General features: G+C 70.1%; 25 protein-coding genes and 1 pseudogene. 12 read left to right on the top strand and 14 right to left on the bottom strand.

Features of this window, described 5'->3' with window-relative positions:
* Positions 1-220: 220 nt before the first annotated feature.
* The 13 genes and pseudogenes from ACTWQJ_RS16595 to ACTWQJ_RS16535 form a co-directional block, all read right to left on the bottom strand.
* Positions 221-679, bottom strand: coding sequence for an RrF2 family transcriptional regulator (locus tag ACTWQJ_RS16595; protein WP_385514224.1), 459 nt, complete (start codon positions 677-679; stop codon positions 221-223).
* 93 nt (positions 680-772) lie between these two features.
* A complete protein-coding gene (locus tag ACTWQJ_RS16590; RefSeq protein ID WP_443307404.1) occupies positions 773-1,672 on the bottom strand; it encodes a TauD/TfdA dioxygenase family protein in 900 nt (299 codons plus the stop codon).
* A 69-nt stretch (positions 1,673-1,741) separates the two neighbouring features.
* Positions 1,742-2,110, bottom strand: coding sequence for a 4Fe-4S dicluster domain-containing protein (locus ACTWQJ_RS16585; protein ID WP_443307403.1), 369 nt, complete (start codon positions 2,108-2,110; stop codon positions 1,742-1,744).
* The gene (locus ACTWQJ_RS16580; protein WP_443307402.1) at positions 2,107-3,729 is read right to left on the bottom strand and encodes an FAD-binding protein; all 1,623 of its coding nucleotides are present in this window, start codon (positions 3,727-3,729) and stop codon (positions 2,107-2,109) included. Before ACTWQJ_RS16580 ends, ACTWQJ_RS16585 begins: the two co-directional genes overlap by 4 nt.
* Positions 3,726-5,081, bottom strand: coding sequence for an LLM class flavin-dependent oxidoreductase (locus ACTWQJ_RS16575; RefSeq protein ID WP_443307401.1), 1,356 nt, complete (start codon positions 5,079-5,081; stop codon positions 3,726-3,728). The genes ACTWQJ_RS16580 and ACTWQJ_RS16575 overlap by 4 nt, the downstream gene beginning before the upstream one ends.
* 61 nt (positions 5,082-5,142) lie before the next feature.
* Positions 5,143-6,081 (bottom strand): annotated as a pseudogene (locus tag ACTWQJ_RS16570) (ABC transporter permease).
* Positions 6,078-6,914 (bottom strand): ABC transporter ATP-binding protein, encoded by an 837-nt coding sequence (locus ACTWQJ_RS16565; protein ID WP_443307400.1) that lies wholly within the window; start codon positions 6,912-6,914, stop codon positions 6,078-6,080. The pseudogene ACTWQJ_RS16570 and the gene ACTWQJ_RS16565 overlap by 4 nt, the downstream one beginning before the upstream one ends.
* Positions 6,915-6,918: 4 nt before the next feature.
* Positions 6,919-7,989, bottom strand: a complete 1,071-nt coding sequence (locus ACTWQJ_RS16560; protein WP_443307399.1) for an ABC transporter substrate-binding protein — start codon at positions 7,987-7,989, stop codon at positions 6,919-6,921.
* 404 nt (positions 7,990-8,393) lie between these two features.
* A complete protein-coding gene (locus ACTWQJ_RS16555) occupies positions 8,394-9,176 on the bottom strand; it encodes a TSUP family transporter (RefSeq protein ID WP_443307398.1) in 783 nt (260 codons plus the stop codon).
* A gap of 180 nt (positions 9,177-9,356) precedes the next feature.
* A complete protein-coding gene (locus tag ACTWQJ_RS16550; protein WP_443307397.1) occupies positions 9,357-10,586 on the bottom strand; it encodes an acyl-CoA dehydrogenase family protein in 1,230 nt (409 codons plus the stop codon).
* A 13-nt stretch (positions 10,587-10,599) separates the two neighbouring features.
* The gene (locus ACTWQJ_RS16545) at positions 10,600-11,169 is read right to left on the bottom strand and encodes a winged helix-turn-helix domain-containing protein (RefSeq protein WP_443307396.1); all 570 of its coding nucleotides are present in this window, start codon (positions 11,167-11,169) and stop codon (positions 10,600-10,602) included.
* A 271-nt stretch (positions 11,170-11,440) separates the two neighbouring features.
* Positions 11,441-11,632 carry a hypothetical protein gene (locus tag ACTWQJ_RS16540; protein ID WP_443307395.1) on the bottom strand — a complete coding sequence of 64 codons (192 nt, stop codon included), beginning with the start codon at positions 11,630-11,632 and terminating at the stop codon, positions 11,441-11,443.
* Positions 11,622-12,632 (bottom strand): amino acid ABC transporter permease, encoded by a 1,011-nt coding sequence (locus ACTWQJ_RS16535; RefSeq protein ID WP_443307394.1) that lies wholly within the window; start codon positions 12,630-12,632, stop codon positions 11,622-11,624. Before ACTWQJ_RS16535 ends, ACTWQJ_RS16540 begins: the two co-directional genes overlap by 11 nt.
* A gap of 591 nt (positions 12,633-13,223) precedes the next feature.
* On the opposite strand from ACTWQJ_RS16535, the gene ACTWQJ_RS16530 reads away from it, so the two are divergent.
* The 12 genes from ACTWQJ_RS16530 to ACTWQJ_RS16475 all read left to right on the top strand — a co-directional run bounded on the left by ACTWQJ_RS16530 (position 13,224) and on the right by ACTWQJ_RS16475 (position 24,099).
* Positions 13,224-14,351 (top strand): LLM class flavin-dependent oxidoreductase, encoded by a 1,128-nt coding sequence (locus tag ACTWQJ_RS16530; RefSeq protein WP_443307393.1) that lies wholly within the window; start codon positions 13,224-13,226, stop codon positions 14,349-14,351.
* On the top strand, positions 14,348-14,851 hold the full coding sequence (locus ACTWQJ_RS16525) for a GNAT family N-acetyltransferase (RefSeq protein ID WP_443307392.1): 504 nt from the start codon (positions 14,348-14,350) through the stop codon (positions 14,849-14,851). The genes ACTWQJ_RS16530 and ACTWQJ_RS16525 overlap by 4 nt, the downstream gene beginning before the upstream one ends.
* The gene (locus tag ACTWQJ_RS16520; protein WP_443307391.1) at positions 14,848-15,810 is read left to right on the top strand and encodes an ABC transporter substrate-binding protein; all 963 of its coding nucleotides are present in this window, start codon (positions 14,848-14,850) and stop codon (positions 15,808-15,810) included. Before ACTWQJ_RS16525 ends, ACTWQJ_RS16520 begins: the two co-directional genes overlap by 4 nt.
* A gap of 21 nt (positions 15,811-15,831) precedes the next feature.
* Positions 15,832-16,854: an amino acid ABC transporter permease gene (locus ACTWQJ_RS16515; protein WP_443307390.1), complete on the top strand. Its 1,023-nt coding sequence runs from the start codon at positions 15,832-15,834 to the stop codon at positions 16,852-16,854.
* Positions 16,851-17,657 carry an amino acid ABC transporter ATP-binding protein gene (locus tag ACTWQJ_RS16510; protein WP_443307389.1) on the top strand — a complete coding sequence of 269 codons (807 nt, stop codon included), beginning with the start codon at positions 16,851-16,853 and terminating at the stop codon, positions 17,655-17,657. Before ACTWQJ_RS16515 ends, ACTWQJ_RS16510 begins: the two co-directional genes overlap by 4 nt.
* A 40-nt stretch (positions 17,658-17,697) precedes the next feature.
* Positions 17,698-18,675 carry an ABC transporter substrate-binding protein gene (locus ACTWQJ_RS16505; RefSeq protein WP_443307388.1) on the top strand — a complete coding sequence of 326 codons (978 nt, stop codon included), beginning with the start codon at positions 17,698-17,700 and terminating at the stop codon, positions 18,673-18,675.
* A gap of 375 nt (positions 18,676-19,050) precedes the next feature.
* Positions 19,051-19,173, top strand: coding sequence for a putative leader peptide (locus ACTWQJ_RS16500; RefSeq protein ID WP_443307387.1), 123 nt, complete (start codon positions 19,051-19,053; stop codon positions 19,171-19,173).
* A 135-nt stretch (positions 19,174-19,308) separates the two neighbouring features.
* Positions 19,309-20,265, top strand: coding sequence for a glutathione S-transferase C-terminal domain-containing protein (locus tag ACTWQJ_RS16495; protein ID WP_443307386.1), 957 nt, complete (start codon positions 19,309-19,311; stop codon positions 20,263-20,265).
* A 79-nt stretch (positions 20,266-20,344) separates the two neighbouring features.
* The gene (locus ACTWQJ_RS16490; RefSeq protein ID WP_443307385.1) at positions 20,345-20,479 is read left to right on the top strand and encodes a putative leader peptide; all 135 of its coding nucleotides are present in this window, start codon (positions 20,345-20,347) and stop codon (positions 20,477-20,479) included.
* Positions 20,480-20,553: 74 nt separating this feature from the next.
* Positions 20,554-21,825 (top strand): LLM class flavin-dependent oxidoreductase, encoded by a 1,272-nt coding sequence (locus ACTWQJ_RS16485; protein WP_443307384.1) that lies wholly within the window; start codon positions 20,554-20,556, stop codon positions 21,823-21,825.
* Positions 21,822-22,955 carry an LLM class flavin-dependent oxidoreductase gene (locus ACTWQJ_RS16480; protein ID WP_443307383.1) on the top strand — a complete coding sequence of 378 codons (1,134 nt, stop codon included), beginning with the start codon at positions 21,822-21,824 and terminating at the stop codon, positions 22,953-22,955. The genes ACTWQJ_RS16485 and ACTWQJ_RS16480 overlap by 4 nt, the downstream gene beginning before the upstream one ends.
* Positions 22,956-22,971: 16 nt before the next feature.
* Positions 22,972-24,099 carry an MsnO8 family LLM class oxidoreductase gene (locus ACTWQJ_RS16475; RefSeq protein ID WP_443307382.1) on the top strand — a complete coding sequence of 376 codons (1,128 nt, stop codon included), beginning with the start codon at positions 22,972-22,974 and terminating at the stop codon, positions 24,097-24,099.
* A gap of 50 nt (positions 24,100-24,149) precedes the next feature.
* Here the strand turns inward: ACTWQJ_RS16475 and ACTWQJ_RS16470 are convergent.
* A partial coding sequence (locus ACTWQJ_RS16470; RefSeq protein ID WP_443307381.1) for an iron ABC transporter permease occupies positions 24,150-25,595 on the bottom strand: 1,446 nt, incomplete at its 5' end.

Genomic DNA, 25,595 nt, shown 5'->3' with positions numbered 1-25,595 from the left:
GGACGTGCGGCCGAGGTCGATGTGACGACGCGAGGTCAGAAGGGGCAGCAACTGGTCTGTGCGGTCGAGCGCTCTCATGGCCACCCCCACAGATCCCTAGTTTTCCTACCTGGTTGCTAGGGATCGTGGCAGAAGGTGGCGTGCATCCCAAGAGGCTGTTCGCATGATGGACGCCGCTATCTCGCGGTGTGGGATCGGCGGTTGGTGGTGGCCCGGCGTGTCAGGGGTTCACCCAGGCGCTCGGGGCGTCGGTCAACGCGGACACGTCGGCGGGTAGTTGGGCCGATGCGACGTCGGCGAGCGACACGCCCTCGAGGATCTCGCGCACGTTGGACCGCAGCGCGATCCACAGGGGGAGCAGCGACTCGGCGGGGCCGGTGTAGGACAGGTCCGGCGGGCGGACCCCGCGCACCGAGACCAGCGGTCCGTCCACGACGCGGATGACGTCGGCAATGCTGATGGACTCGGCGGGCCTGGCCAGCCGGTAGCCGCCGTTGCCGCCACGCTGGCTGACGACGAGACCGCCTCGGCGCATGTCGTTCAGGATGCTTTCGAGGAATTTGTGCGGGATGTCCTGTGCATCGGCGATGGCCTCGGCCTTCAGTGGCCCGTCGTCCCGTGACGCGGCAAGCTGCAGCGCGGCACGTACCGCGTAGTCCGCCCTGGCTGAGATCCGCATGTGCACATTATTCCGCATGGCTTCGGTATCGGCGTTCGCCGCGGATGGGCCGCCGGGCAGGGGCGGGTGTGCCCCGCCCGGCGGCCGTGCTGCTCAGGCCGCGGCGGGCGTGTAGTGGGAGGCGTCGTCGCCTTCGACGACGTGGCTGAGGGTGCCGTCGATCCCGGCCGGGACGTCGCCCGCGACGGTCACCCGGTGCAGCAGGCGCGGCAGGTCGCCGTAGTCGTCCGGGGCGTAGTGCTGGGTGATGCGGTTGTCGAACAGGACGAGGTCGCCCGGCGTCCAGGCCACGCGCACGATGTTCTCCGGGCGGGTGACGTACGACTGGAAGATGCGCAGCAGATCCCGGGAGTCGGAGGGGCCGAGGCCGACGATGCTCTGGGCGAAGCCGCCGATGAAGAGCCCGCGCTCCCCGGTCTCGGGGTGGACGCGGACGACCGGGTGCGCGGTGCGGTACTTCCGGGAGACGAACCGCCTGCGGTGCTCGGCCGCCTTCTCGGTCTTCGGGGCGGCGTAGTCGTAGTCGTTGGTGTGCACCGCCCACAGCTTGTCGGCCAGCTCGCGCAGCGGTTCGGGCAGGTCCCGGTACGCGGCGGCCGAGTTGGCGATGAGGGTGTTGCCGCCGTAGGGCGGGATCACGATGCTGCGCAGCGTGGACGCCTTCGGAGGCGTACGGACGAAGGTGACGTCGGTGTGCCACTGGTTGGCGCGGATGCCTTCGTCGCCGTCGACGGGCAGGATGTTGGGCTGGCCGTCGACGGAGGGGACGGTGGGGTGCGCCGTGGTGAGTTCGCCGAAGAGGGAGGCGAAGCGGAGCTGGCCGGCGTCGTCGAGGTTCTGGTCGCGGAAGACGAGTGCCTTGTGTTCCAGGAGCGTGGAGTTGATCTCGGTGGCGACGGCGGGGTCGAGGTCGGTGGAGAGATCCACGCCGAGGATCTCGGCGCCGATACGGCCGCCGATCCTGCGGATGTCGAAGGCGGTGCTGGTGGTCATGCCGCGGGTGTCCTTTCGGGAGGTGACCGGTCATGGGTGACCAGTCATGGGTGATCGGTCGCGGGGTGGTCAGGAGGTGATGGGCAGGGAGGGTTCCTTGGCCCCCGGCGGTCCGAGGGGAGGGCCTACGGCCCGCAGCGCGCCGGGCGTGCGGCCTCGTCCCCAGCCGATGTGCCGGCGGTAGCTGCCGAGCAGGCCGGTACGGTCCAGGTACTCCTCGTCCCGGGCGGTGGAGTCGTCGGGCAGCGGGCGGGTCAGGGGCGCGACGTACAGTGCGTCGGCCGGGCAGTTCGCCTCGCACTGGAAGCAGGTCTGGCAGTCGTCGCCGCGGGCGAGCACGGGGATGCCGTCCTCGCCCCGGTCGAAGACGTTGGTCGGGCAGACCTTGATGCACTTGTCGCAGGTGATGCAGCGTTCCGCCGAGACCAGCTCGATCATGAAACCACCTCCAGTGATGCTGCCGATGCTGCTGTTGCGGCTTGTGCGGTCGGCAGGGGCTCGGGGCAGGTCCACACCCGGTCCAGACCGCCTGTGACGATGCGGTGGTGCTGCCCGGGATCCTGTGCCGGGAAGTCGAGCCGCTTGGCCATGCCGCGGGTCTCCGTGCGCGCCAGCGCCGCGGCGTACATCCAGCGAGCGTGCGCCGCCATCGCCGCCGCCTGCCGAGCCCGTACGGTGTCCCCGCCCCCGGCGTGCAGGGACGCGCGTGACTCCGCCCAGACGCTGTCGAGCACCTTCAGCGAGGCGGTGAGCCGGTCGCCGTGGCGCAGATAGTTCTTCTCGTACGGCAGCACTTCGCCCTGGACCGCGGTGACGACCTCACGGAAGCCGTCGGTCGGTCCCGGAGCCCCGGTGGGCCGGAGCCCGGCTCCACCCGCTGCCACCAGGCGCCTGGTAGCGGCGCGGACGCCGAGCGAGCGGGCGTGACGGGCCGCGCCCCGGCCCGCCCAGGTGCCGGAGGAGATGGCCCAGGCGGCGTTGTGGCTGCCGCCGCCGGTGAAGCCGCCGCAGATCAGCTCACGGGTCGCCGCGTCTCCGGCCGTGTACAGGCCGGGGACGGTGGTGGAGCAGTCGTCGCCGGTGATGCGGATGCCGCCGGTGCCGCGCACGGTGCCCTCGGCGAGGAGCGTGACGGCGAAGCGCTGGGTGAAGGGGTCGATGCCGAGCCGGTCGAAGGTGAGGAAGAAGTTCGGCTGGGCCAGCCGCATCGCCTGCCGGGCGGCGGCGTCGGCCCGGTCCAGGCGGCAGTACACCTTCTCGCTGAGCAGCGCACGCGCGATCACGGACCGGCCGCCCTGGCTGGCCGCGCCCTCCAGGACGGTGCCGTCCTCGTGGTAGAAGGTCGCGAAGGAGTAGAACGCGGTCTTGGTGACGGAGGTGCCCTCGGGTGCGATGCCGTACGCGTTGGAGAACTCCATTCCGGACAGCTCCGCGCCCACCTCGGCGGCGAACAGCGCTCCGTCGCCGGTGTTGACGTTGCAACCGAGCGCGCCGCTGAGGAAGGCGCAGCCGCCGGTGGCCAGGACGACCGCCCCGGCGCGCACCCGGTACGGCTGACCGGCCTGGCGCCGGTGCCCCCTGGCCCCGGCGACCGCCCCGGAGGGGTCGGTGAGCAGTTCGGTGACCGGACTGTGGTCGAGGATGCGTGCCCCGGCCCGCTGGACGCGGATCCGCATCCTGCGCATGTACTCCGGTCCTTGGAGCCCGTTTCTGAGCTGCTTCCCGTCCGGTCCTGTGGGGAAGGGGTAACGCCCCGCCGCCGCGAGTTCGTTCATCCCGGCGTACGTCTGGTCCAGCACGCGCGCCATCCAGCGCCGGTCGGCCAGGTATCCGCCCAGGGCCTCCCTGCTCGCCATGGCCGCCTCCCGCGCGGCGGGCTCCGGTGGGACGTACCAGACGCCGGTACCGGCCGAGGCGGTGGCGCCGCTGGTGCCGCAGTAGCCCTTGTCGGCGAGGACCACGTCCGCCCCGTCCTGGGCCGCCTTGAGCGCGGCCCACGTGGCCGCGGGGCCGCCGCCGACCACCAGGACGTCCGTGGTGAGTTCCAGCCCGCTCATACCGGCTGCCCTTCTCCTACGGTTGTCGTGGCCAGCCGGTTGGCGGGGCGGGCCAGGCCGTAGTGCTCGCGCAGGGTGCGGCCGGTGTACTCGGCGCGGAACAGGCCGCGCCGCTGCAGGATCGGCACGACGTGGTCGACGAAGTCCTCCAGGCCGCCCGGCAGATGGGGCGGCATGATGTTGAAGCCGTCGGCGGCGCCCTGGGTGAACCACTCCTCGAGCTGGTCGGCTATCTGCTCGGGGGCGCCGGCGAAGACCCGGTGACCGCGGCCGGCGCCGAGTCGGGCGATGAGCTCGCGCAGGGTGAGGCCGTCGCGGCGGGCGAGTTGGGCGACGAGCGTGAAGCGGCTCTTGTTGCCGTTGATGTCCCGTTCCTCGGGCAGGTCGGGCAGCGGGCCGTCCAGCGGCAGCCCGGTCAGATCGGTGCCGAGCATCCCGGACAGCTGGGCCAGGCCGTACTCGGGGACCTGAAGCTCCGTCAGTTCCTGCTCGAGCGCGCGGGCCTCGCCCTCGGTCGAGCCGATGACGGGGGCGATGCCGGGGAGGACGAGCAGCTGGTCCTCGGTGCGGCCGTAGCGGGCAAGCCGGGACTTGAGGTCCTTGTAGAAGGCCTGGCCGTCGGCGAGGTTCTGCTGGGCGGTGAAGACGGCCTCGGCGTACTGGGCGGCGAACTCCTTGCCGTCCTCCGACGAACCGGCCTGCACCAGCAGCGGGTACCCCTGCGGGGTGCGCGGTACGTTCAGCGGGCCCTGCACCCCGAAGTACTCGCCCCGGTGGTTGATCTCCCGCACCTTGTCGGTGTCGGCATAGATGCCGCGCTCACGGTCGAGCAGGATCGCATCGTCCTCCCAGCTGTCCCACAGCTTGGTGGCGACCTCGACGAACTCCCGTGCCCGCTCGTAGCGAAGCCGGTGTTCCAGGTGCTCGTCCTGCCCGAAGTTGCGGGCCTCGTTCACGGTGCCCGAAGTGACGATGTTCCAGCCGGCCCGGCCCCCGCTGATGTGGTCGAGGGAGGCGAACTTGCGGGCTGCGTGGAAGGGCTCGTTGAAGGTGGTGGAGACGGTGGCGATCAGGCCGACGTGCTCGGTGACCGCCGCAAGGGCGGACAGCAGCGTGAGCGGTTCGAAGCCGCCGAGGGCGTTGTGCCGGGCGTTGCCCCACAGGGCGAGGCCGTCGGCGAGGAACACCGAGTCGAGCAGGCCGCGCTCGGCGGTTTGCGCGAGCTGCTGGAAGTAGCGCAGATCAGTGACCTTTTCGGGCTGGGTACGGGGGTGCCGCCAGGCGGCGTCGTGGTGGCCGGCGTTCAGCAGGAAGGCGTTGAGGTGCAGCTGACGGGGGCTGGTCGCGGTCATGAGGTTCCTCGGATCGGGGCAGCGAGACGATCGGGGGACAGGTGAACGAGTCGGGGCCGGGTCAGCCGTCGGCGGGTACGCGCCAGGAGCTGAGCCGCCGCTCCACGGCCACCAGGAACTGGTTGAAGGCCACGCCGATCGCGGAGATCGTGATGATGCCCGCGTACATCTGCGGAATCGCGAAGTTGTACTGCTATGCGTTGATCAGAGAGCCGAGGCCCGCCTTGGCGCCGATCATCTCGGCGGCGACGAGCACCAGGATGGACACCGCTCCGGCCAGCCGGATGCCGGTGAACATCACCGGCACCGACGCCGGAAGGATGACCTTCTGGAACAGCCGGGGCGCGGACAGGTCCATCGACTTCGCCAGCTTCAGCAGGGTCGGGTCGACGTTGCGGACCGCGCTGATGGTGTTGAGCAGGATGGGCCAGGTGCACGCGTACACCACGATGGAGATCTTCGAAGTCTCGCCGATGCCCAGCAGCAGCACGAACACCGGCAGCAGGGCCAGAGCGGCGGTGTTGCGGAACACTTCCAGCAGCGGGCCGAGGAGGTCGGCGACCGGCCGGTACCAGCCGATCAGCAGGCCCAGCGGCACGGCGACGGCCACGGCGAGACCGAATCCGCTGAAGGAACGCGCCAGGCTGGCGCGTGCGTTGTCGGTGAGCTGACCATCGGCCGCCAGCCCCCACCAGGCGCGGGCCACCTCGCTGAAGGGCGGCAGGAAGGTCCGGTCGACCAGGCCGAGTCGCGGTGCGGTCTCCCACAGCAGCAGCAGAGCCACGATGGCGGCGGACTTGGTCGCCCCGACCAGCAGCAGGTACGACAGCCGGCGGATCCGGGTCGGCAAGGACGGGGCCCGGCGCGCGTCCGGCTTTGCCGCTCCAGGTGCCACGGACCCGGCGGATGGAGGAGGGGAGAGGGCCGGGACGGGCTCGGCGGCGCTCTCCGAGCCCGGCGCCGTGGTCTTGTCGGTGGCCGTGCCGGTTGTGGGGCTCATACGGAAGCCTCCTCCTTCTCCAACTGCTGAGCCCTGGCCACTTCGTCGTGCAGCAGCGACCAGATCTGGTGCCGGTGTCGAGCGAACTCGGGACTGGAGCGGAGGTCGTCCGTCGTCGTACGGGAGTCGAAGGCGACCGGCACGATCTGCTTGATGCGGCCCGGCCTGGACGTCATGACGGCGACACGCTGTCCGAGGTAGACGGCCTCGTCGATGCCGTGCGTGATGAAGACGACGGTCTTGCCGGTGCGCTGCCAGATGCGCAGCAGTTCGTCCTGCAGAGATTCCCGGGTCTGGGCGTCCAGCGCGGCGAACGGCTCGTCCATCAGGAGCACGTCGGGGTCGTAGGCGAGGCTGCGGGCGATTGCCACTCGCTGCCGCATCCCGCCCGACAGCTCATGCGGATGGCGGTCCTCGAACCCGGTCAGGCCGACCAGGTCGAGGAACTCACGGGCGCGTGCGGCCCGTTGGCGTCGTGGGACGCCGGTGGCCTCCAGGCCGAACTCGACATTGCCCTGCGCCGTGCGCCACGGAAGCAGCGCGTACTGCTGGAACACGATGCCCCGGTCCAGGCCCGGGCCGGTGACGGGTTCGCCGTCCAGCAGGATCCGTCCGCCGGTGGGTCGGGCGAGGCCGCCGAGCAGATCCAGGAGCGTCGACTTTCCGCAGCCGCTGGGACCGACCAGGACGACGAACTCGCCGGCCGCTATCTCCAGATCGATGCCGTCGAGGGCGGTGAAACGGGTGGTCTGCCGATCGCCCTTGCGGTCTTTGACGGTGAATTCCTTCCGTACGTCCTCGAACACGATCTTGGGTGTGGTGGATTCCGGCATGGGATCAGCTCCCGCTCGTCGAAGAGGAGGGGGCCGCTGAGGGAGTCGATGCGCCGCTCTCGCCCGCGGCGTTGAATTCATTGGTGTAGAGGTCCGACAGCGTGACCTGGCCCTTCTGGATGTCGCCGCGGTCGGCCAACCAGTCGATCCACAGCTGGAGTTCCTTGCCGGTGATCCGGCCTGCCGTCCCGGCGACGCCGTAGGACCGCCAGTACTTCAGCGGTGCGGCGTCCTCGTTGCGGCCGCGCTTTTTCACGATGTCCGTCATCCGGGCGATGACTTCTTCATGCGGCGTGGAACGGGACCACTCGATGGCTTTTCCGACGGCGGTGACGAAGATCCGGGCCGTGTCGGGGTTCTGCTTCAGGAAGCGGTCCGTCATTACGTAGGTGCCTGCGCTGAACGAGCCCAGCAGTTGGTGATCCGTGAACAGCGGGCGGATGCCCCCGGCTGCCAGGGCCTTGTCACGCAGAATGCCGCCGAGCACGGCTACGTCGATCTGCTTCTGACGCAGCGTCTGCTCGGTGTTGACCGGAGGCACCACGAGGGGCTCGACCTTGTCGATGTCCGCCGGGGACAGACCGCCTCGCTGCAGATAGATGTCGAGCATGGCCTCGGCGTGGGCTCCGAGGGTGTTCATTCCGACCTTCTTGCCGATCAGTTCCCTGGCCGAGCGGATCGGGCTGTCCTCGAGGACGTAGAAGCCGTTGTAGGCGTACTTGTCAGCGCCGTAGTAGCTGATGACCGCCTTGATGGGGGCCTTGTTCGCGGCCAGTTTGACGACCGCGCCGTTGAACGCGCCGCCGAAGTCGATCTGGCCCGTGGCCGCGGACTGTATGTCCTGCGGCCCGCTGATCGTGTTACCGACCCACTTCAGCTTCACGTCCTCCAGATAGCCGAGGTCCTCGGCCAGCTCCGGCAGGGTGACCTGGCCCGCCCAGCCCTGGTACCGGAGCGTCTTGGTCTGGCCCTTGCCGGACGTGGCTCCGGTCGCGGCCGTGCCGCAGCTCACGGCCACCGTCGAGAGACCGAGCAGAGTGAGGAACTGACGTCGGGTCGATGCCGTCGTGGCCATGGAGGGATCCTGTTCAGGAAACTGGTCAAGGAAATGGCAGACGTCGAACGGCGGAAAAGAGACCTCAGCGAAAATGGCTACGAGGAGCTCGACGTCTGCGAAAACAGCGGCTTGACGTATAAGCCGACTATGAAATGGAGCGAAGGACGCGGTGCCGGTCAGCGGGTGCGGCGACCGACGGCACAGATGGCGCTGGCCTGACATCGCAGATCGACGTGCAGGCGCGCGGCGAGGATCTCGGACTTGCTCACAGCCAAGAGAGTTGCAGCGAAATCCAGCCAGGTCAATGTCGCTTGCGTATGCGTCTCATATTCTCAACGGTCCGACATGCGAATGAAGTGCGGCGTTCACAATTCTCTGGAGGGGCGGTGGCGTGGTGACTGCCGTTTGTGCCGGCCCCGGCTTCAGCGCAGTGACTGCACAGCGTAGAGGGCGCCGAGGATGGTGGCCAGGGCGCCGAGCAGGAGGCGCAGCGCGGTCTCGGGCAGACGAGGCTGCAGATGTGCCCCGAGGTAGCCGCCGATCAGCCCCCCGAGGCCGCAGGCCAGGCCGAGGTACCAGTCAGGGGCGATGTCGCCGGAGCCGGTCAGGGACAGCAGTGCGAAGGTTGCGGCACCGGCCACGGAGGTGGCGAAAGTGGAGGCGAGGGCGGCCGGTGCCACCCGGGCGACGGGCATGCCCCGGCCGACCAGGATGGGGCCGAGGATGGATCCGCCGCCGATCCCGTAGATCCCGCCGATGACCCCGACGACCAGGGCCAGTCCGGTGATGGTCCGGGGGGAGGGTTCCGCGGCCGGAGCCGGCCGGGCGGACCGGAGGGTGCGCCCGATGAGCCACAGGCCCAGCGGCATCAGCAGAGCGGCGACCAGAAGGCGGAAGACGGTGGCCCCGGGGACGGCGAAGACCCGTACCACGGCGCCGATGACCACCCCGGGCAGGGTGCCGGTCACCAGGCGGCGGGTCAGCGGGCTGTGCAGCAGGCCCTCGCGGCGGTAGCGCAGCAGGGCGCCGGGCCCGGCCACCACGTTGAACAGCAGATTGGTGGGCGTGACCGCCGGGCTGGGCACCCCGAGTACGCTCAACTGCACGGGCAGCAGGAACACCGCACCCGAAACCCCCACCGGCGCGGTCGCCACCGCTATCAGCAGGCCGACGGCCAGCCCGGTCAGCCCCGTTGACCATGTCACGGCAGCCCCCTGACCCGAACGTCCGGCCAGTATCGCCGCCGTGGTCCCGCTGCCGACCGCAGGGCCGCTGAGCAGAGCATCCCAGTAGCGAGGGATCCTGGCAGCAGGTCGGCCGGCTCAGGCATGGGGGACTGCAGAATCGGTCTCCGGAATCGGTCCCCGAACGTCACCGCCTCCGGGTCAGGCGGGCAGGACGAACGGAGGGTGGGCGCCGTTGAGGAAGTAGTCCCCGACGTCGCGGAGCCGGTGGGCGGCGGGCTCGTACAGGGTGTGGGTTCGGGCATTGCGCCAGAAGCGGTCGAGGCCCAGCCGCGAGGAGGTGGAGCGGGCGCCGATGATGTCGAGGGCGCGGGTGGTGGACTCCTGCACAGCTCTGGAGGCGGCGGCTTCGGCCATGGCCACGAGGGCGGAGATGTCCGCGTATTCGTCATAGGTGAGGTCCTCGCCGAGTGCCAGCGCGCCCTGCACGGATTCCATCGCTTGATCGGCGAGTGCGGACGCGGAGCGGGTGAGGACGGTGAGTTCTCCGTAGGCGGTCAGCACCTGTGGGTCGTGGGGAGTGCCGACCGGCCAGGCGGGGTGCCAGGGTGCGTGGCCCGTCCTGCTGTACTCGCGGGCTTCGGCGAGCACTCCCTCGGCCATGCCAAGAAGGAGCTGGACGGAGACGAGATGCCCGACCGGCGACGCCAGGGCGGCCCGGGGCGACAGGAAGTCCTCGTCCGCGGACAGGGAGCCGAGTACGTCGTCGGCGGCGACCGGTACGGCGTCGAACTCCACGCTCCCGCCGGCCGCGAGCCGCTGGCCGAAGGTGTCGGTATCGCTGTCGATCACCACACCGCGACAGGCGGGATCCACCACCACGGCGAGTGGTTCACCCGTGTCCTCCCGTACGGCGCGCACGGCGAGGCGGTCGGCGACCAGGACCCCGGTGGTATAGCTCTGCCGACCGTCGAGCACCAGGCCATGGGAGGTCCTGGCCAGCATCAAAGGAGGCTCCTGACGGGCGAAACCGCCACCCCAACACCACTCCTCAGCCGCGGACCACTCCTCTGTCTGCGTGGCGAGAGCGGGCTCGGCGAAGAACCGGGCGCTCCACGACAGGAAGTAGTGACAGCCGAGCAGTTGACCGATCGCGCCGTCGGCCGCGGCGATCTCTCGGACGACGGCGTAGGCCGTGGGCCAGTCCGCGCCGCCTCCTCCGGACTCGGTCGGCGTCTGGAGCGTCAGCAGTCCCGCCTCGCGCAGCCGGGACACCTCGTCGAACGGGGCTTTGCCTGCCTGCTCCCTGGCCACCGCGTCAGTGGCCAGGTCGTCCGCCGCCTCGCGGGCCACGCGCAGCCAGTGCGCATCGCCGGGGCCGGTCCGGTCGGATGGCGAGGCGGGACGGAACGGCGCGGAGGCAAGGCCCATGGAAGTGGTCTCCTCAAGGTCGGCCGCAGAGCGCGGCGCTGGGGCTCTCCTGCTGGTCGGGCACGTACTTGTAGCCCACGCGTCGTACGGTGACGATCCGGTGCCGGTGAGCCGTGCCCAGCTTGCGGCGCAGGCGGGCGATGTGGACATCCACGGTGCGGCCGTCGCCGATGTGGTCGTAGCCCCAGACGGCGGCCACCAGCCGATCGCGCGAATGTACTTGGTGGGAATGCAGAACGAGATGCGCCAGCAGCTCGAACTCCAGGTAGGTGAGGTCGAGTTCGCGTCCGTCCACCTCGGCGACATGCCGCGCGGGATCGATGCGGACGACGTCGTCGCCCGCTTGCCGGGCATGGGCCGATTCCGTGGAGACGACGGGTCGGATCTCAGGCCGTGGTCTGTCCTTGACGAAGAGTTCGGCGGGATCGGTGCCCTCGGGGACGAGCACGAGATAGCCGACGAGCGGCGCGGACGTGTGTCCCTCGGCACCGCTCTGCGCGGTATCGCCCACCAGGCGAAGACGGCGCATGTCGGGGAGCGGCGGATCGTGTGGAGTGGCCTGGGCCGGAAGTGCGGTGGTCATGGGGATGTCCCTCAGAAGTGTGTCGGGCCATCAGGCACAGTGGGTGAATTCGCCTGATCGCCTGGGAAAGAAGGGGTGGAGCGGCACGGGCGAATGGGTGAGCCGCGTGCCCTACGCGCGACAGCAGGCGGCACTGACGACGTGACCAAAGTCGACATGCCGACGACGAACGAGTCGTTGCTGCGTACGGGACATGTGCATCATCCTGCGCATCCTCGCTGGACACCGTCAAGACTTTCCTAGTAATTCGATAGGGAAAGTGGGGAAGGGGTCACACCCTGAGGGGCCGGCCGTCCTCCGGAGGCGTCGCCGTCTCGGCACGGGCGGCGCTCAGGGCGCGCAGAAACGTGCGGGCCACCGCGTCGTTCCGGCGGAAGGCGGGGGCGTTGGTGCGGGGGCGGGCGAAGGCGACGACGGCCCGGCTGTTGGTGGGGCGCCGAGGGGGGTGCCGCTCACCGGTCACCGCCGATCGTCGGGCGGGCGTCGGCGGCCGTCGCCGCGCTCAGCCGGGTGCGCAGGACGCCCAGGCGACCGCGCAGCCGCTGCAGTGGAGTAGGCGGTAGCGCACGGGAGTTGCCCCTCGCGTAGTACCGCTCGATGTAGTACTGGCCCGCGCTGAGCACGCTGGTGACCGCGATGTACCAGAGGGTGGCGACCATCAGCAGCGGGATGACCTGGTAGGTCTGGTTGTAGATCAGCTGAACCGAGTACAGCAGGTCGTGCACGGCCAGCACGCTGACGATGCTCGTGCCCTTGAGGGTGCCGATCAGCATGTTCCCGGCGGTCGGCACGATGGAGCGCATCGCCTGGGGAATGACGATCCGGCGCAGGGTACGGCGCTTGCTCAGCCCGAGCGCCTGGGCGGCCTCGGTCTGTCCGGAGTCCACCGAGAGGATGCCGCCGCGTACCACTTCGGCGGCGTAGGCGGTCTCGTGCAGGGTCAGGCCGATGACGGCGGTGAGAGTGGGGCCCAGCAGGTTGACCGTCTTGACGGTGACGAACTGCGGGCCGAACGGGATGCCGAGGCCGAGCGTCGGGTACAGGGCGCCGATGTTGAACCAGAACAGCAGCTGCACCAGCAGCGGCGTGGACCGGAAGATCCACACGTAACCCCAACTCAGCGTGCGCAGCACCGGGTTGGCGGACAGCCGCATCACCGCCAGTACGGTGCCGAGCAGGAACCCGAGCACCATCACCACACCGGTCAGCCACAGGGTCAGCAGCAGGCCGTCGAGCACGGCGGCGGTGGTGAAGTACCGGCCCACCACGTCCCATTGGAAGGCGTCGTTGCGGACGACGGAGTTGAGCACCATCGCGAAGACGAGCAGCGCGGCGGCAGCGGTCGCCCAACGGCCGATGTGCCGGCGTGGCACGATCCGCGGCAGGTCGGGGCGGCCGGGGGCGCCGGCCCGCTCAGAAGGCTTCTTGGGAGGGACTGATGTGACATCGGAAGGCGTGACCATCGGGAGGCTCTCCGGGGAGGGAATCGCAGGCGTGGGTACCCACCCGGTGGCACTCGTAGGGGAGCGCAGCGGCTCAGGCGCTGCGCGGGTACGGTGCGGCCGGGGCTCGGCGTCGTCACATTCGCCGCGTCCCTCAACGCGGCCGGAGAGGCTGCCACGCAGGGCGGAGCCGATCCGTCATCGATCGTATGTGCCCACAGCGCGGATGTGTCAACAACGAGCGGCAGAGGTTGGCCGAGGCGGTCCGGCATCCGGGCGCTGCTTGACGAACAGCAGGATGTACTGCTCAATTGGCCGCATGAATGCCCAGCAGCGCTTGGTCACGCGCGATCACATCGACTTCGGTCGGGTGTGGTCCGCCGCGTGTTGCGCCTGACTCGGCAGCGGGCCGTCTGACCGGCCCTTCCCTCCCTCGGTGACCCCGTCGCGGGCCGAGTTCTCTCTTCACGCGCGCTGCCACAGCTCTGCTTCTCCCGACGCTCGACGTCGTCACGTCTGCACCGACCGTCTTTCTGACGGACTGTCACTCATGCCTCCACGCAAGGCCATTCCGCCATGCCTGCGTGCGGTCGCTTCCGAAAGGCCACTGCCATGCCCGTGGAATTCCTCGGCATCGCCGCCACCAACGACGGCTCCGAAACCACCCCGCGCTCCGGCGCCGCCTTCGACAAGGAGTACACGCTCCGCCTCGCCCGGGCACACGAGGACCACGGCTGGGACCGCGTGCTGTTCGCCTACGGTTCCGGATCACCGGATCCGGCGCCGGCCGCCGCCTACATCGCAAGCCGGCTGGACCGCCTCCAGATCCTGCTCGCCCACCGGCCCAACGTCTCGTACCCGACCTTCGCCGCGAAGACCTTCGCCACCCTCGACCGGATAAGCGAGGGCCGGCTGACCGTCCACTTCATCACCGGCGGCAACGACCACGAACAGGGCCGCGAAGGCGACACCCTCACCAAGGACGAGCGCTACGCCCGCACCCGCGAGTACATCCGGATCGTCAAGAAGATCTGGACCACCCACGAGCCCTTCGACCACGAGGGCGAGCACTACCGCTTCCACGACTTCGTCAGCGACGTCTTCCCCGTTCAACAGCCTCGCCCGAACGTGTCGTTCGGCGGCTCGTCGCCCGCCGCGTACGCCGCGGGCGGCGCCGAGGCCGATATCTACTGCCTCTGGGGCGAGCCGCTGGAGAAGACTGCCGAGCAGATCGAGAACGTGAAGGCCGCCGCGAAAGCCGCGGGCCGCACCGACGTGCCGCGCATCCAGGTCGCCTTCCGCCCGATCATCGCCCCGACCGAGGAACTGGCCTGGGAGAAGGCCCACCGCACGGTCGGCGCCATCCGGGAGCGGCGTGAGGCCGGTCTCGTACGACATCACCGTAGCGGCGCGCCCGAAAACACCGGCTCGCAGCGGCTGATCGCCATCGCCGAGGCGGGGGAGCGCTACGACCGCGCCCTGTGGACCCCGACCGCCGCCGCGACCGGTGGCGCGGGCAACTCCAACGCCCTGGTCGGTACCCCGGAGACGGTCGCCCAGGCACTCCTCGACTACTACGACCTCGGCGTCGACATCCTCTCCGCCCGTGGCTACGACCTGCTGGGCGACGCCATCGACTTCGGACGGTACGTGATCCCGATCGTCCGCGAGGAGGTCGCCAAGCGCGACGCCGAGCGGGCGGCCCGCGGGACGCAGACCCTGGCGGCGGTGAACGGATGACCTCCGCCCCTGAGTTGACGGCCATTCAGGTGCCGGTATCCGACCCGCGCGTAAGACCCCTGCTGCGCGAACTCGGCCACGAGTACTCGACCCGCTACGGCAAGGACGCCCACGCCGAGATCTCCCGCTACCCCGACGAGGAGTTCACCGAACCGTACGGCGGCCTGCTCCTCCTGCTGCTGGAGCGTGGCGAGCCCGTCGCGGGCGGTGCCTTCCGCCGCTACGACGCGACCACGGCCGAGCTGAAGCGGATCTGGACCCACTCCGCCCACCGCCGCCGCGGCCTCGCCCGCCGCGTCATCGCCGAGCTGGAGCGTGCGGCGGGTGCCCGCGGGTACCGGCGGATCTACCTGACCACCGGGCCACGCCAGCCCGAGGCCCGCGGCCTGTACCTGGCCACCGGCTACACACCGCTGTTCGACACGGAGGCCGACCCGGAAACCATCGGCCCGCTGCCCTTCGAGAAACACCTCAGCATAGGAAAGGCCACCGCCCCGTGAACCTCCCCGGGATCAGAACCCGCCTGCGCCTCGCCGCCGCCCTCACACTGCTGCCGCTCCTGACACTGACCGCCTGCGGCTCCGGCGACACAGACACCGCCGGCACAGCAGCTGCGGGTGCTGCGGCCTCCCCCGCGCCGACCGACGACCCGGTCGCCGCCGTACGCAAGGTGGACTCCGTCGCCGCCCTGCTGCCCGCCGACGTACGCAAGGCGGGCACGCTCCGCGTCGGCAGCTCGGTCGGATTCCCGCCTGGGGCCTACTACCCGAACGGTACGGACAAGGCTCCCGCCGGCCAGGACATCGACCTCGCCGACGCGGTGGCCAAGGTCCTCGGTGTCCGACTGCAGCGCCAGGACGCCTCCTTCGAGACGATCCTGCCCGCCCTCGGCAGCGGCAAGTACGACTTCGGCACCGGCAACTTCGGCGTCACCACCGAGCGCCTGAAGACCATCGACTTCGTCACCTACATCAACGACGGCCAGGGATTCGCGGTGAAGAGGGGCAACACCGCCCTCAGCAAGAAGGTCACCGACCTCACCCAGCTGTGCGGGCTGACCATCGGCACCGGCGCCGGCACCACCTTCGAGGCGACCCTCACCGCGCAGAAGGGCGTGTGCGCCAAGGCGGGCAAGAAGCCGTACGACGTGAAGGTCTACTCGGAGAACGCGGCGACGCTCACCGCACTCCAGCAGGGCCGCATCGACGTGATCATGTCGACCATCAACGGCCTGCGCTACCAGGCGGCCCAACCCGCCTCCCAGACCACCTTCCTCGGCGAGTTCCACCGCCTCGACGTCGGCTTCGCCTTCAAGAAGAGCTCCCCGCTCACCAAGGCCTTCCAGGCGGCCGTCAACGAGCTGATCAAGGACGGAACGTACACCCGGATCCTCAAGAAGTGGGGCACCTCCGCCTCTGCGATCGAGACGTCGCGGATCAACCCGCCCGAGCACACCTGAGAGCTGAGCAGGAACATCACGATGGCATCCACCACCGACACCGCACCGCCCGGCGCGGCCACCCCGGGCACGGGCCCCGAAGCCCCGCCCGCGCCGGACGATCCGGCCTCCCTCAAGGTCGTACCCGCCCGCCACTACGCCCGCTGGGCAGCCGCCGTCGCCGTGATCGTGCTGATCGCCCAGTTCGCGCACGGGCTGGCCACCAACCCGGTCTGGGAGTGGGGCGTCTTCCGCGACTACGTGCTGTCCGAGACGATCGTCCAGGCGGTGTGGGTGACCCTCCAGCTCACCGCCTACGCCACCGTGCTGGGCTTCCTTCTGGGCACCGTCCTGGCCTTCATGCGGCTGTCGCGCAGCCCGGTGCTGCAGACCGTCGCCTGGACCTATATCTGGATCTTCCGGTCCATCCCGATGATCGTCCAGCTGGTGTTCTGGTTCAACCTGAGCGCGTTGTACGAAAGGCTGGGCTTCGGCATCCCCTTCGGCCCGGTGTTCTGGTCCGTCGACAGCAACAGCATCATCGGCACCATGGGGGCGGCGATCATCGGGCTGACGCTGCACCAGGCCGCCTACGCCGCCGAGATCGTCCGTGGCGGTGTCATCGCCGTCGACCACGGACAGCTGGAGGCCGCCGCGGCACTGGGCATCCCCCGGCTGAGGCAGATCCGCCGGATCGTGCTCCCGCAGGCCATGCGCGCCATCCTGCCCACCGCCGGCAACGAGATCATCGGCCTGCTCAAGGGCACCTCGGTGGTCTACGTCATGTCCATCGGCGAGCTGTTCTACCAGGTGCAGGTGATCTACGGCCGCAACGGCCGGGTGATCCCGCTGCTGCTGGTCGCCACCGCCTGGTACGTGGTCCTGACTTCCCTGCTGTCCATCGCGCAGTACTACGTGGAGCGCCGCTTCGCCCGAGGCGCCAACCGCACCCCGCCGCCCACCCCGGTCCAGCGCGTCCGCCGCTTCGTCCGCGACCTGCGAGCGGCGGCCGCCCGGCGCAACCAGCCCGTCATACCCCTGAAGCCCTTGGGAGACAGCCGATGAGCGACATGACGGTGGCCGTCAAGGACGCGAAGCCGACGGTAGACGGCGTGATGGTGGACGTCCACGGCGTCCACAAGAGCTTCGGCCCGCTTGAGGTGCTGCGCGGTGTCGACCTCACGGTCCGCGCCGGTGAGGTCACCGTGATCCTCGGCCCGTCCGGCTCCGGGAAGTCCACGCTGCTGCGGACCATCAACCACCTGGAGAAGGTCAACCGCGGCTGGATCAGCATCGACGGCGAGCTCATCGGCTATCGCCGCTCCGGCGGCAAGCTGCACGAGCTCAAGGAGAAGGATGTTCTGAAGCAGCGTACAAACATCGGGTTCGTCTTCCAGAACTTCAACCTCTTCCCGCACCTGACCGTGCTGGAGAACCTCGTCGAGGCACCCGTCTCCGCGCTGCGCCGCCCGCGCAAGGAGGCAGAGGAGACCGCGCGCCGGCTGCTGGAGCGGGTCGGTCTCGCCGACAAGACCGACGCCTATCCGCGGCAGTTGTCAGGCGGCCAGCAGCAGCGCGTGGCCATCGCCCGCGCGCTCGCCCTCGAACCGAAGGTGCTGCTCTTCGACGAGCCAACCTCTGCGCTCGACCCGGAGCTGGTGGGTGAAGTCCTCGAGGTCATCAAGGACTTGGCCGGCACCGGAACCACCATGATCGTCGTGACCCACGAGATCGGCTTCGCCCGCGAGGTCGCCGACACCGTGGTGTTCATGGACGGCGGTGTCGTCGTAGAGCAGGGTCCGCCCGCGGCCGTCCTGGACGACCCGCGGCACGAGCGCACCCGCGCCTTCCTCTCCAAGGTCCTCTGACCACCCCTCACCCTCCCTTTCCCACGCAAGGAGCACCGCTGTGTTCACCTCGATCACCCGCACCACCGCCGCCGCGCTGGGACTGACCGCCGCCCTCGTCCTCGCCGCGTGCAGCAACCCCTCCGACGGCGGCACGACCGAGGTCGCGGCCACGTCGGGCAGCAAGACGAAGATCAACATCAGCCCGGGCCAGGACCGCATCACCACCGACAAGGTCGACTCCATAGCCGCCGAGGTCCCGGAGGAGATCCGCAAGAGAGGCACCCTGGAGATAGTCGACTCGTCCGGCTCCGCGGCGCCGCTGACCTTCTACGCCACCGACAACAAGACCGTCATCGGCGTCGAACCCGACATCGCCTCTCTGGTCGCCGACGTGCTCGGGCTCGAGCTGCACATCAACACGGTCTCCTGGGAGAACATCTTCGTCGGCTTGGACAGCGCCAAGTACGACGTCGGCTTCAGCAACATCACCGTCACGGAGGAGCGCAAGGAGAAGTACGACTTCGCCACCTACCGCGAGGACAACCTGGGCTTCGAGGCGAAGAAGGACAGTGGCCTGAAGGTCACCGGGCCCGAGGACGTGGCGGGCAGGACCGTCGCCGTGAGCAGCGGCACCAACCAGGAGAAGCTGCTCGTGGAGTGGAGCAAGGAGAACGAGAAGGCCGGCCGTAAGCCGGTGAACATCAAGTACTACCAGAACGACAGCGACACCTATCTCGCCCTCCAGTCCGGCCGGATCGACCTCTACCTCGGCCCCAACCCGACCGCCGCCTACCACGCGGCCACCACCGGAAAGACGGAGGTCGTCGGCACGTACTCCGGCGCAGGCGCCACCCTCCAGGGCCTCATCGCGGCCACCACCAAGAAGGACAGCGGCCTGGTCAAGCCGCTCGCCGACGCACTCAACCATGTCATCGAGAACGGGACGTACGCCAAGGTGCTGGAGCGCTGGGGCCTGTCCGACGAGGCCGTGACCAAGTCCGAGATCAACCCGCCGGGCCTGCCCAAGACCGACTAGTAGCCGACCGTTGCCCGTCTCGCCCGCAGTGCGTTGCTCGGGCGTCCTCGGTGACACGGTGCCGGGTCAGTGCCGCCACGGCGGCCTTGCGGACGTCGGCGTTCGCGTCGGTGAGGGCCTTGGCGAGGGCGGGTACGGCGAGGCCGGGTCGGACGGGACCGCCTCCGCGCGGGCGGCCAGTGGTGCCGGGCAGCCGGTCGTGCCCACCCGTCGAGGCCGTGCGCGCCCTGCTCGCCTCCTGTGAGACGGACCGGGCGGCGTAGCGCCCTCCCATCATGTGAGACGGCGGGCGAGAGACGGGAAGGCCCTCTTGACGTGGCACGAAGGCCGCCTGACACTCCAGAATAGAGATCCCTAGCGAATCGGTGGGAAATCATGAAGCGTCTGGAGTCGCCCGCCGACCGCGCCATGCGCGCGGGCCGGTCGCCGCTCCTCCTGACCTCCCGCCGCCACATCGATCTCCTGCGTGTCTGCAGCGCGGCGAGCCCTCTGCGCTGAACCGGCGGTGCCCACCGGCACCGCGTCCCCGCCGCGTACGGGCACGCGCCGACGCCGCCGCGCGCCCATCACCCCACGTGCGCCGCCCGCCGCACCTCTGAGAACCAGAAGCCGGACCCGGACCCAGGGAGACACATGCCCGCCGCACCCCTGACCACCGTCCCGTCTCTCCCCTCCCCGCCGTCGTTCCGAGGCAGAATCGGCTGCGACGCGAACAGCGGCTACTACGCCGTGTCCCGCCGTTACCGCCTCCACCTCTCGCTGTCCTGCCCCCACTGTCTGCGGATCGCCATCACCCACAGCCTGCTCGGTCTGGAAGACACCCTCCCGATCGTGCTGCTGCCGGCCGTGCCCGACAGGCCCGACGGCGGACACTCCGCTCTGCGCTCCTTGTACGAGGCCAGTTCGCACCGGCATCCCGGACCGGCCACCGCACCGGTGCTGAGCGACGACTGGACAGGGCGGATCGTCAGCACGCACACGCCGGACATCCTCCGGGACCTGGCCCGGCACTTCGGTGGTGACGGCTCCGACCGGCCCGCCCTCTACCCGCACGGCGCGGAGGAGGAGATCGAGGCCGTCGAACGCCTCTGCGAGTACCGCATCAACGAAGCCGCACAGCACGCCGGGCAGGCCGACGTCGACGCCACCGTGTGTCGGACCGCCCTCAGCTCCCTGCTCCGCGTCCTCGGCTCACTGGAGTGTCGGCTCGCCACCCAGGACTTCCTCCTCGGTGACGAAATCACCGCCGCCGACGTGCAGTTGTGGGTGACCCTGGTGCAACTCGACACCGTGCACCGCCTGCACCTGGACGCCGCCGCGGTCCACCGCATCGCCGACCATCCGCACCTGTGGGCCTACGCCCGGCGACTGGCCGCCCATCCCGGCTTCGGCTCCCACCTCGACCTGGACGGCATCGCCCGCAGGCACCATGCCCACTGCCAAGGGCTGGAAGCCGCAGGGGCGGCGGTGCAGATCCTGGACTGGGCGGTGCACATCGCGGACGGGTCGGCTCAGCAGTCCCAGGAGGGTCTGGACGGTTTCATGGAACCGCAACACGCTCTCCACCTTCGTCCGTCCAGCTCCGCCTAACCTGCGACGACATGGGGCCTGCCATGCCGGAACACGGCAGGCCCCATTCCGAGCAGGACAAGCGGCCGGAAGAGCGGAGGTGACGGTGTTGTCCCCCGTTTCCCGCGTGCTCGTCCCGGCTGTCGGGGTTCTCGTCGCGCGCGGCTGCGTCCACCTGTACTCCCGGCCCCACATCGATCTGCAACGGGTGGCAGGCGCCCTCTGTTGTTCCTGACCTGTTCCCCGCCATCGAGCCCTCTGCACGGGGGCCGGTGATCACGTACGGTCGACCAGGAAGGCACCCTTTTCGTGTCCGCACCTCCCCCTCTTCGCCTTGCCGTGGCGCTCGACGGCACCGGCCGGCACCCGGCTGCATGGCGTGAGCCCGGCGCCAGGCCCCACGACCTGTTCACTGCCGGTTACTGGGCCGACCTAGTGACCGAGGCCGAACGCGGCCTGCTCGACTTCGTGACCTTCGAGGACGCGCTCGGGCTGCAGTCCTCGCACCTCGCGGAGCCGGACGGGCGCACCGACCAGGTGCGGGGCCGGCTGGACGCCGTGCTGGTCGCCGCCCGGGTCGCACCGCTGACCCGGCACATCGGGCTGGTGCCGACCGTGGTCGCCACCCACACCGAGCCGTTCCACATCTCCAAGGCGATCGCCACCCTGGACTACGTCAGCACCGGTCGTGCGGGCCTGCGCGTCCAGGTGACGGCACGGCAGAACGAGGCCGCGCACTTCGGTCGCCGTACGTTCCCGCGTCTCCGCGTCGAGGACCTGCACACCCCGGCCGGCCGGGACCTGATCGCCGAGCTCTTCGACGAGGCCGCCGACTACATCGAGGTGGTGCGCTGCCTGTGGGACAGCTGGGAGGACGACGCGGAGATCCGCGATGTCGCCACCGGACGCTTCATCGACCGCGACAAGCTGCACCACATCGACTTCGAGGGCGGGCACTTCAGTGTGAAGGGGCCCTCGATCACTCCCCGGCCGCCGCAGGGACAGCCCGTCGTCAGCGCGCTCGCGCACCAGAGCGTGCCGTATCAACTGGTGGGCCGCTCGGCCGACATCGGGTACGTCACCCCGCACGACACCGAACAGGCCCACGCTGTCGTCGCCGAGATCCGTGCCGCCCAGGCTGCGGCAGGGCGGGCGGAGGAGCCGCTGCACATCTTCGGTGACGTGGTGGTGTTCCGCGACCCTCCCCCAGCCTTCGGCCGGGGGGACCCCCATCTCGCTTCGCTCGCCGTCGCCAGGCAATGGCGCGGGCGCGCCGCCGCGGAGAACCTGTCGATCCGCGAGCTGGTCATCGAGACCACCGGCCGCCAGTCGTTCATCGGCTCCCCGGCCACCGTCGCCGAAACCATCAACCACTTCGTCCAAGCGGACGCCGCCGACGGCTTCATCCTGGTCCCGCACATCACCCCCGGCGGCCTGGACGAGTTCGCCGACACCGTGGTCCCGCTGCTCCAGGAACGCGGCGTGTTCCGCCACGACTACACAGGCACCACGCTCCGCGACCACCTCGGCCTGGCACACCCCGACCGCGCGGAGCGGGAGACCCGGCGGGCGGCGTCGTGAAGTTCCTGGCCATCACCCTCATCGTGCACGCCCCGGATCCAGTGACCGGTATCCAGAAGTCCACCAACGAGCGCTTCCGCGAGGTGATCGACAACGCGCTGCTGGCCGAGGAACTCGGATTCGACGGCTTCGGCGTCGGTGAACGCCACGAGCGGCCGTTCATCTCCTCCTCGCCACCGGTCGTACTGAGCCATATCGCCGCGCTGACCTCCCGGATCCGGCTGTTCACCGCCGTCACCACCCTCAGCCTGCTCGACCCGGTGCGCGCGTACGAGGACTACGCGACCCTGGACCACCTGTCCGCGGGCCGACTCGACCTGATCATCGGCAAGGGCAACGGCACCGCCCAACGCGAGCTGTTCCACGTCACTCCCGAGGACCAGTGGGACCGCAACGCCGAGAGCTACGAGCTGTTCCGCCGGATCTGGCGACAGGACAAGGTGAGCGCCTCCCCGCGCTTCCGCCCCGAGCTGACCGACGCCGAGGTGTGGCCGAGGCCGCTCCAGCAGCCCATCCGGGTCTGGCACGGCAGCGCGACCAGCCGGGAGTCGGTCGACCTCGCCGCGCGCTACGGAGATCCGCTCTTCTCTGCCAATGTCACCCACCCGATCGAGCCGTGCGCCGAACTGATCCGCCACTACCGGGAGCGGTGGGAGCACTACGGCCACGACCCGGCGCGGGCCGTCGTCGGCGCGGGAACGGCCGGCTACTACGCGGCCCGCACCTCACAGGAAGCCATCGCCGCGTACCGGCCGGTGTTCGAGGGCTATCTCGCGTTCCAGAAACGGCTGGGCGTCGAGCCGGTGTTCGCCACGCTGGAGGACTTCGTCGACCGCAGCTCGGCCCTGATCGGCAGCCCTCAGCAGGTGATCGACAAGGTGCACCGCTACCACGAGCAGTTCGGACACAGCGTGCTCCACCTGCACGCCGACGCAGGCGGTCTCACCCACGCCCAGCACCGTGCCTCGCTCGAACTCTTCCAGTCCGACATCGCCCCCGTTCTGCGGCGCGAGATCCCCGACCCGCCGTTCCCCTGGGCTCCGGTCCTCGCCGAGCCCGAGCCCGAGCCCGAACCTGAGCCCGAGTCCGCATCCGCGCCCGCATCGGCACCCGCGTCCACCGACCGCTGAGGAGCAACACCCGACCATGTCCGGCATCCCACTCGGAGTCCTCGACCTCGTCCCGATCTCGTCCGGCTCCACCGCCGCAGAGGCGCTGCGCAACACCATTGATCTCGCCCAGCAGACCGAGCGTTTCGGCTACACCCGCTACTGGTTCGCCGAGCATCACCTCAACCCGGGCGTGGCCGGGACCTCACCCGCCGTTGTGCTGGCCCTGACCGCCTCCGCGACCTCCACGATCAGGATCGGCTCCGGGGCCGTACAGCTCGGTCACCGCACCGCCCTGTCCGCCGTGGAGGAGTTCGGGCTGATCGACGCCCTGCACCCTGGCCGACTCGACCTGGGCCTCGGCCGCTCGGGCGGACGTCCCCCCGGACAGACGGCAGGGCCCCGGCCGACCACGACCCCCGTCGTCGACGGGCGCGCCCCCAACGGGCTGAAGATCCCGCCACGGTTCTCCCCCGAACACCTGATCGGTTCGCCCCGTTTCCTGCTCCAGCAGCAACTCCTGCGCCAGCCCGGCGCCGGCCCTCAGGACTACGGTGAGCAGGTCGACGACATACTCGCGCTCCTGCGCGGCGACTATCGCTCCGCGGACGGGATCGAAGCGCACGCCATCCCCGGCGAGGGCGCCGAGGTGCAGGTGTGGATCCTCGGCAGCAGCGGCGGACAGAGCGCCGACGTCGCGGGTCGCAACGGTCTGCGCTTCGCCGCCAATTACCACGTCAGCCCGGCCACCGTACTGGAGGCGGCCGAGGGCTACCGCGCCGCGTTCCAGCCGTCCGACCACCTGGACAAGCCCTACGTCAGCGTCTCCGCCGACGTCGTCGTCGCCGAGGACGACGAAACCGCCCGCGAACTGGCCACCGGCTACGGCCTGTGGGTCCGCAGCATCCGCACCGCCGAGGGCGCCATCCCCTTCCCGACCCCGGAGCAGGCCCGCGCCCACGCCTGGACCGAAGCGGACCGGGCACTGGTCGCCGACCGCGTCGACACCCAGTTCGTCGGTTCCCCGGGGAGCGTCGCCGACCAACTCGAACAACTACAGGAGGCCACCGGCGCCGACGAGCTGATCATCACCACCATCACCCACGACCACGCCGACCGGGTGCGGTCCTACCGACTCCTCGCAGAGGAATGGCAACGCCGATGAGCCGGTCGTGGCCGCGAGGACGTCGACCGTGCGTCCGTCGCGGCTGTCGTCTACCGGCGGCCGCGCATGAGCAGATGGAGGAAGTACGGGGTGCCGATCACGGCGGTCATCAGGCCGGCGCCCAGCTGAGCCGGCGCGATCACGGTCCGGCCTGTCAGGTCCGCGGTGCAGACGAGCACCGCGCCCAGGAGCACCGCGACCGGGACCACCCGGGCGTGCTGCCGGCCCACCAGGGCCCGGGCCGCATGCGGTGCCACGAGCCCCACGAAGCCGATCGTGCCCGCGGCGGCCACGGCGGTGGCGCTGAGCAGGACGCTCAGGACGAGGAAGCCCAGGCGGCCGCGTGACAGGTTGAGCCCCAGGAGCCTCGGGGTGTCCTCGTCGAGCGATATGAGGTCGAGTTCGGTGCGCCGCAGCACCGCGACGAGCACGCCTGCGGTGAGCACGGCCGCGAGCGGAACGACGTCCGGCAGGGTGCGCCCGTAGGTGGAGCCCGACAGCCAGGTCAGGGCCTTCGTCGCGTTGAACGGGTCGGTGAGGACGATGAGCAGGCTGATGAGTGCGGCGGTCCCGGTGGCGACACCGAATCCGACGAGGACGAGCCGGTTCTGCTGGAACCCGCCTCGTGCGGCAAGCCCGAAGACGATGACGGAGCTGATCGCGGCGCCCGCGAACGCCGCGCCGGCCAGGCTCCACGATCCGGCCACGGGCGCCGTCGTGACGAGCAGCACGGCGCCGAGCGCGGCCCCGCCGGAGACGCCCAGGATGCCGGGTTCCGCGAGCGGATTGCGGGTGACGGCCTGGACCAGCGTGCCGGCCAGGGCGAGGGCCGCGCCGGCGAGGAGTGCCGCGAGGACCCGGGGCACCCGGGTGTCCAGGACGAAGCCGACGGTCCGTCCTGCCCTGCCCTGGGCCCAGTTGACCACGTCGCCCAGCAACAGCTTGCTGTCACCGAGCAGTACGGCGGCGATCGTCCCGCCGACGAGGACGGCCAACAGGACGGAAGTGGTGGTCAGGAAGACGGCCCGGCTCCTGATGCGCAGCCGTTCGGATGCGGCGGCTCCCGCGGTGTCCCGGACCCGCGTGGCCATCAGGATCAGGAACACCGCGCCGACGAGGCTGGTGGCGACGCCCGTCGGTACGGCGACCGCGACGTCCGTCGGCACGACGGCGCGCAGGAGTACGTCCGAGCCGAGCACCAGCGCGGCACCAGTCAGGCCCGCGATGGGAAGGCTCGCGCGCGCCCGGGTGAACGCACGGAATCTGCGGGCGAGGGGGCGTACGAGGGCGGGGGCGCACAGGCCGACGAAGCCGATCGGTCCGGCGAGGGTGACGGCCGCCGCGGAGAGCAGCGCCGCGAGCACGACCGCGGTGATCCGGGTGGGGCGGACGGGGACGCCAAGTCCGCGGGCGGCGTCGTCACCGAGGGCCAGGGCGTCGACCCGGCGGGCGACGAGGAGCAGCCCGACGAGACCGGCGACTGCGAGCGGCGCCAT

Origin of the sequence: Streptomyces sp. KR55 (assembly GCF_052245645.1) — a bacterium.
GTDB classification, from domain to species: Bacteria; Actinomycetota; Actinomycetes; order Streptomycetales; family Streptomycetaceae; genus Streptomyces; species Streptomyces flavusporus.
Note: the sequence above shows the minus strand (reverse complement) of the source record. Positions and strands in the feature narration are given on the sequence as shown.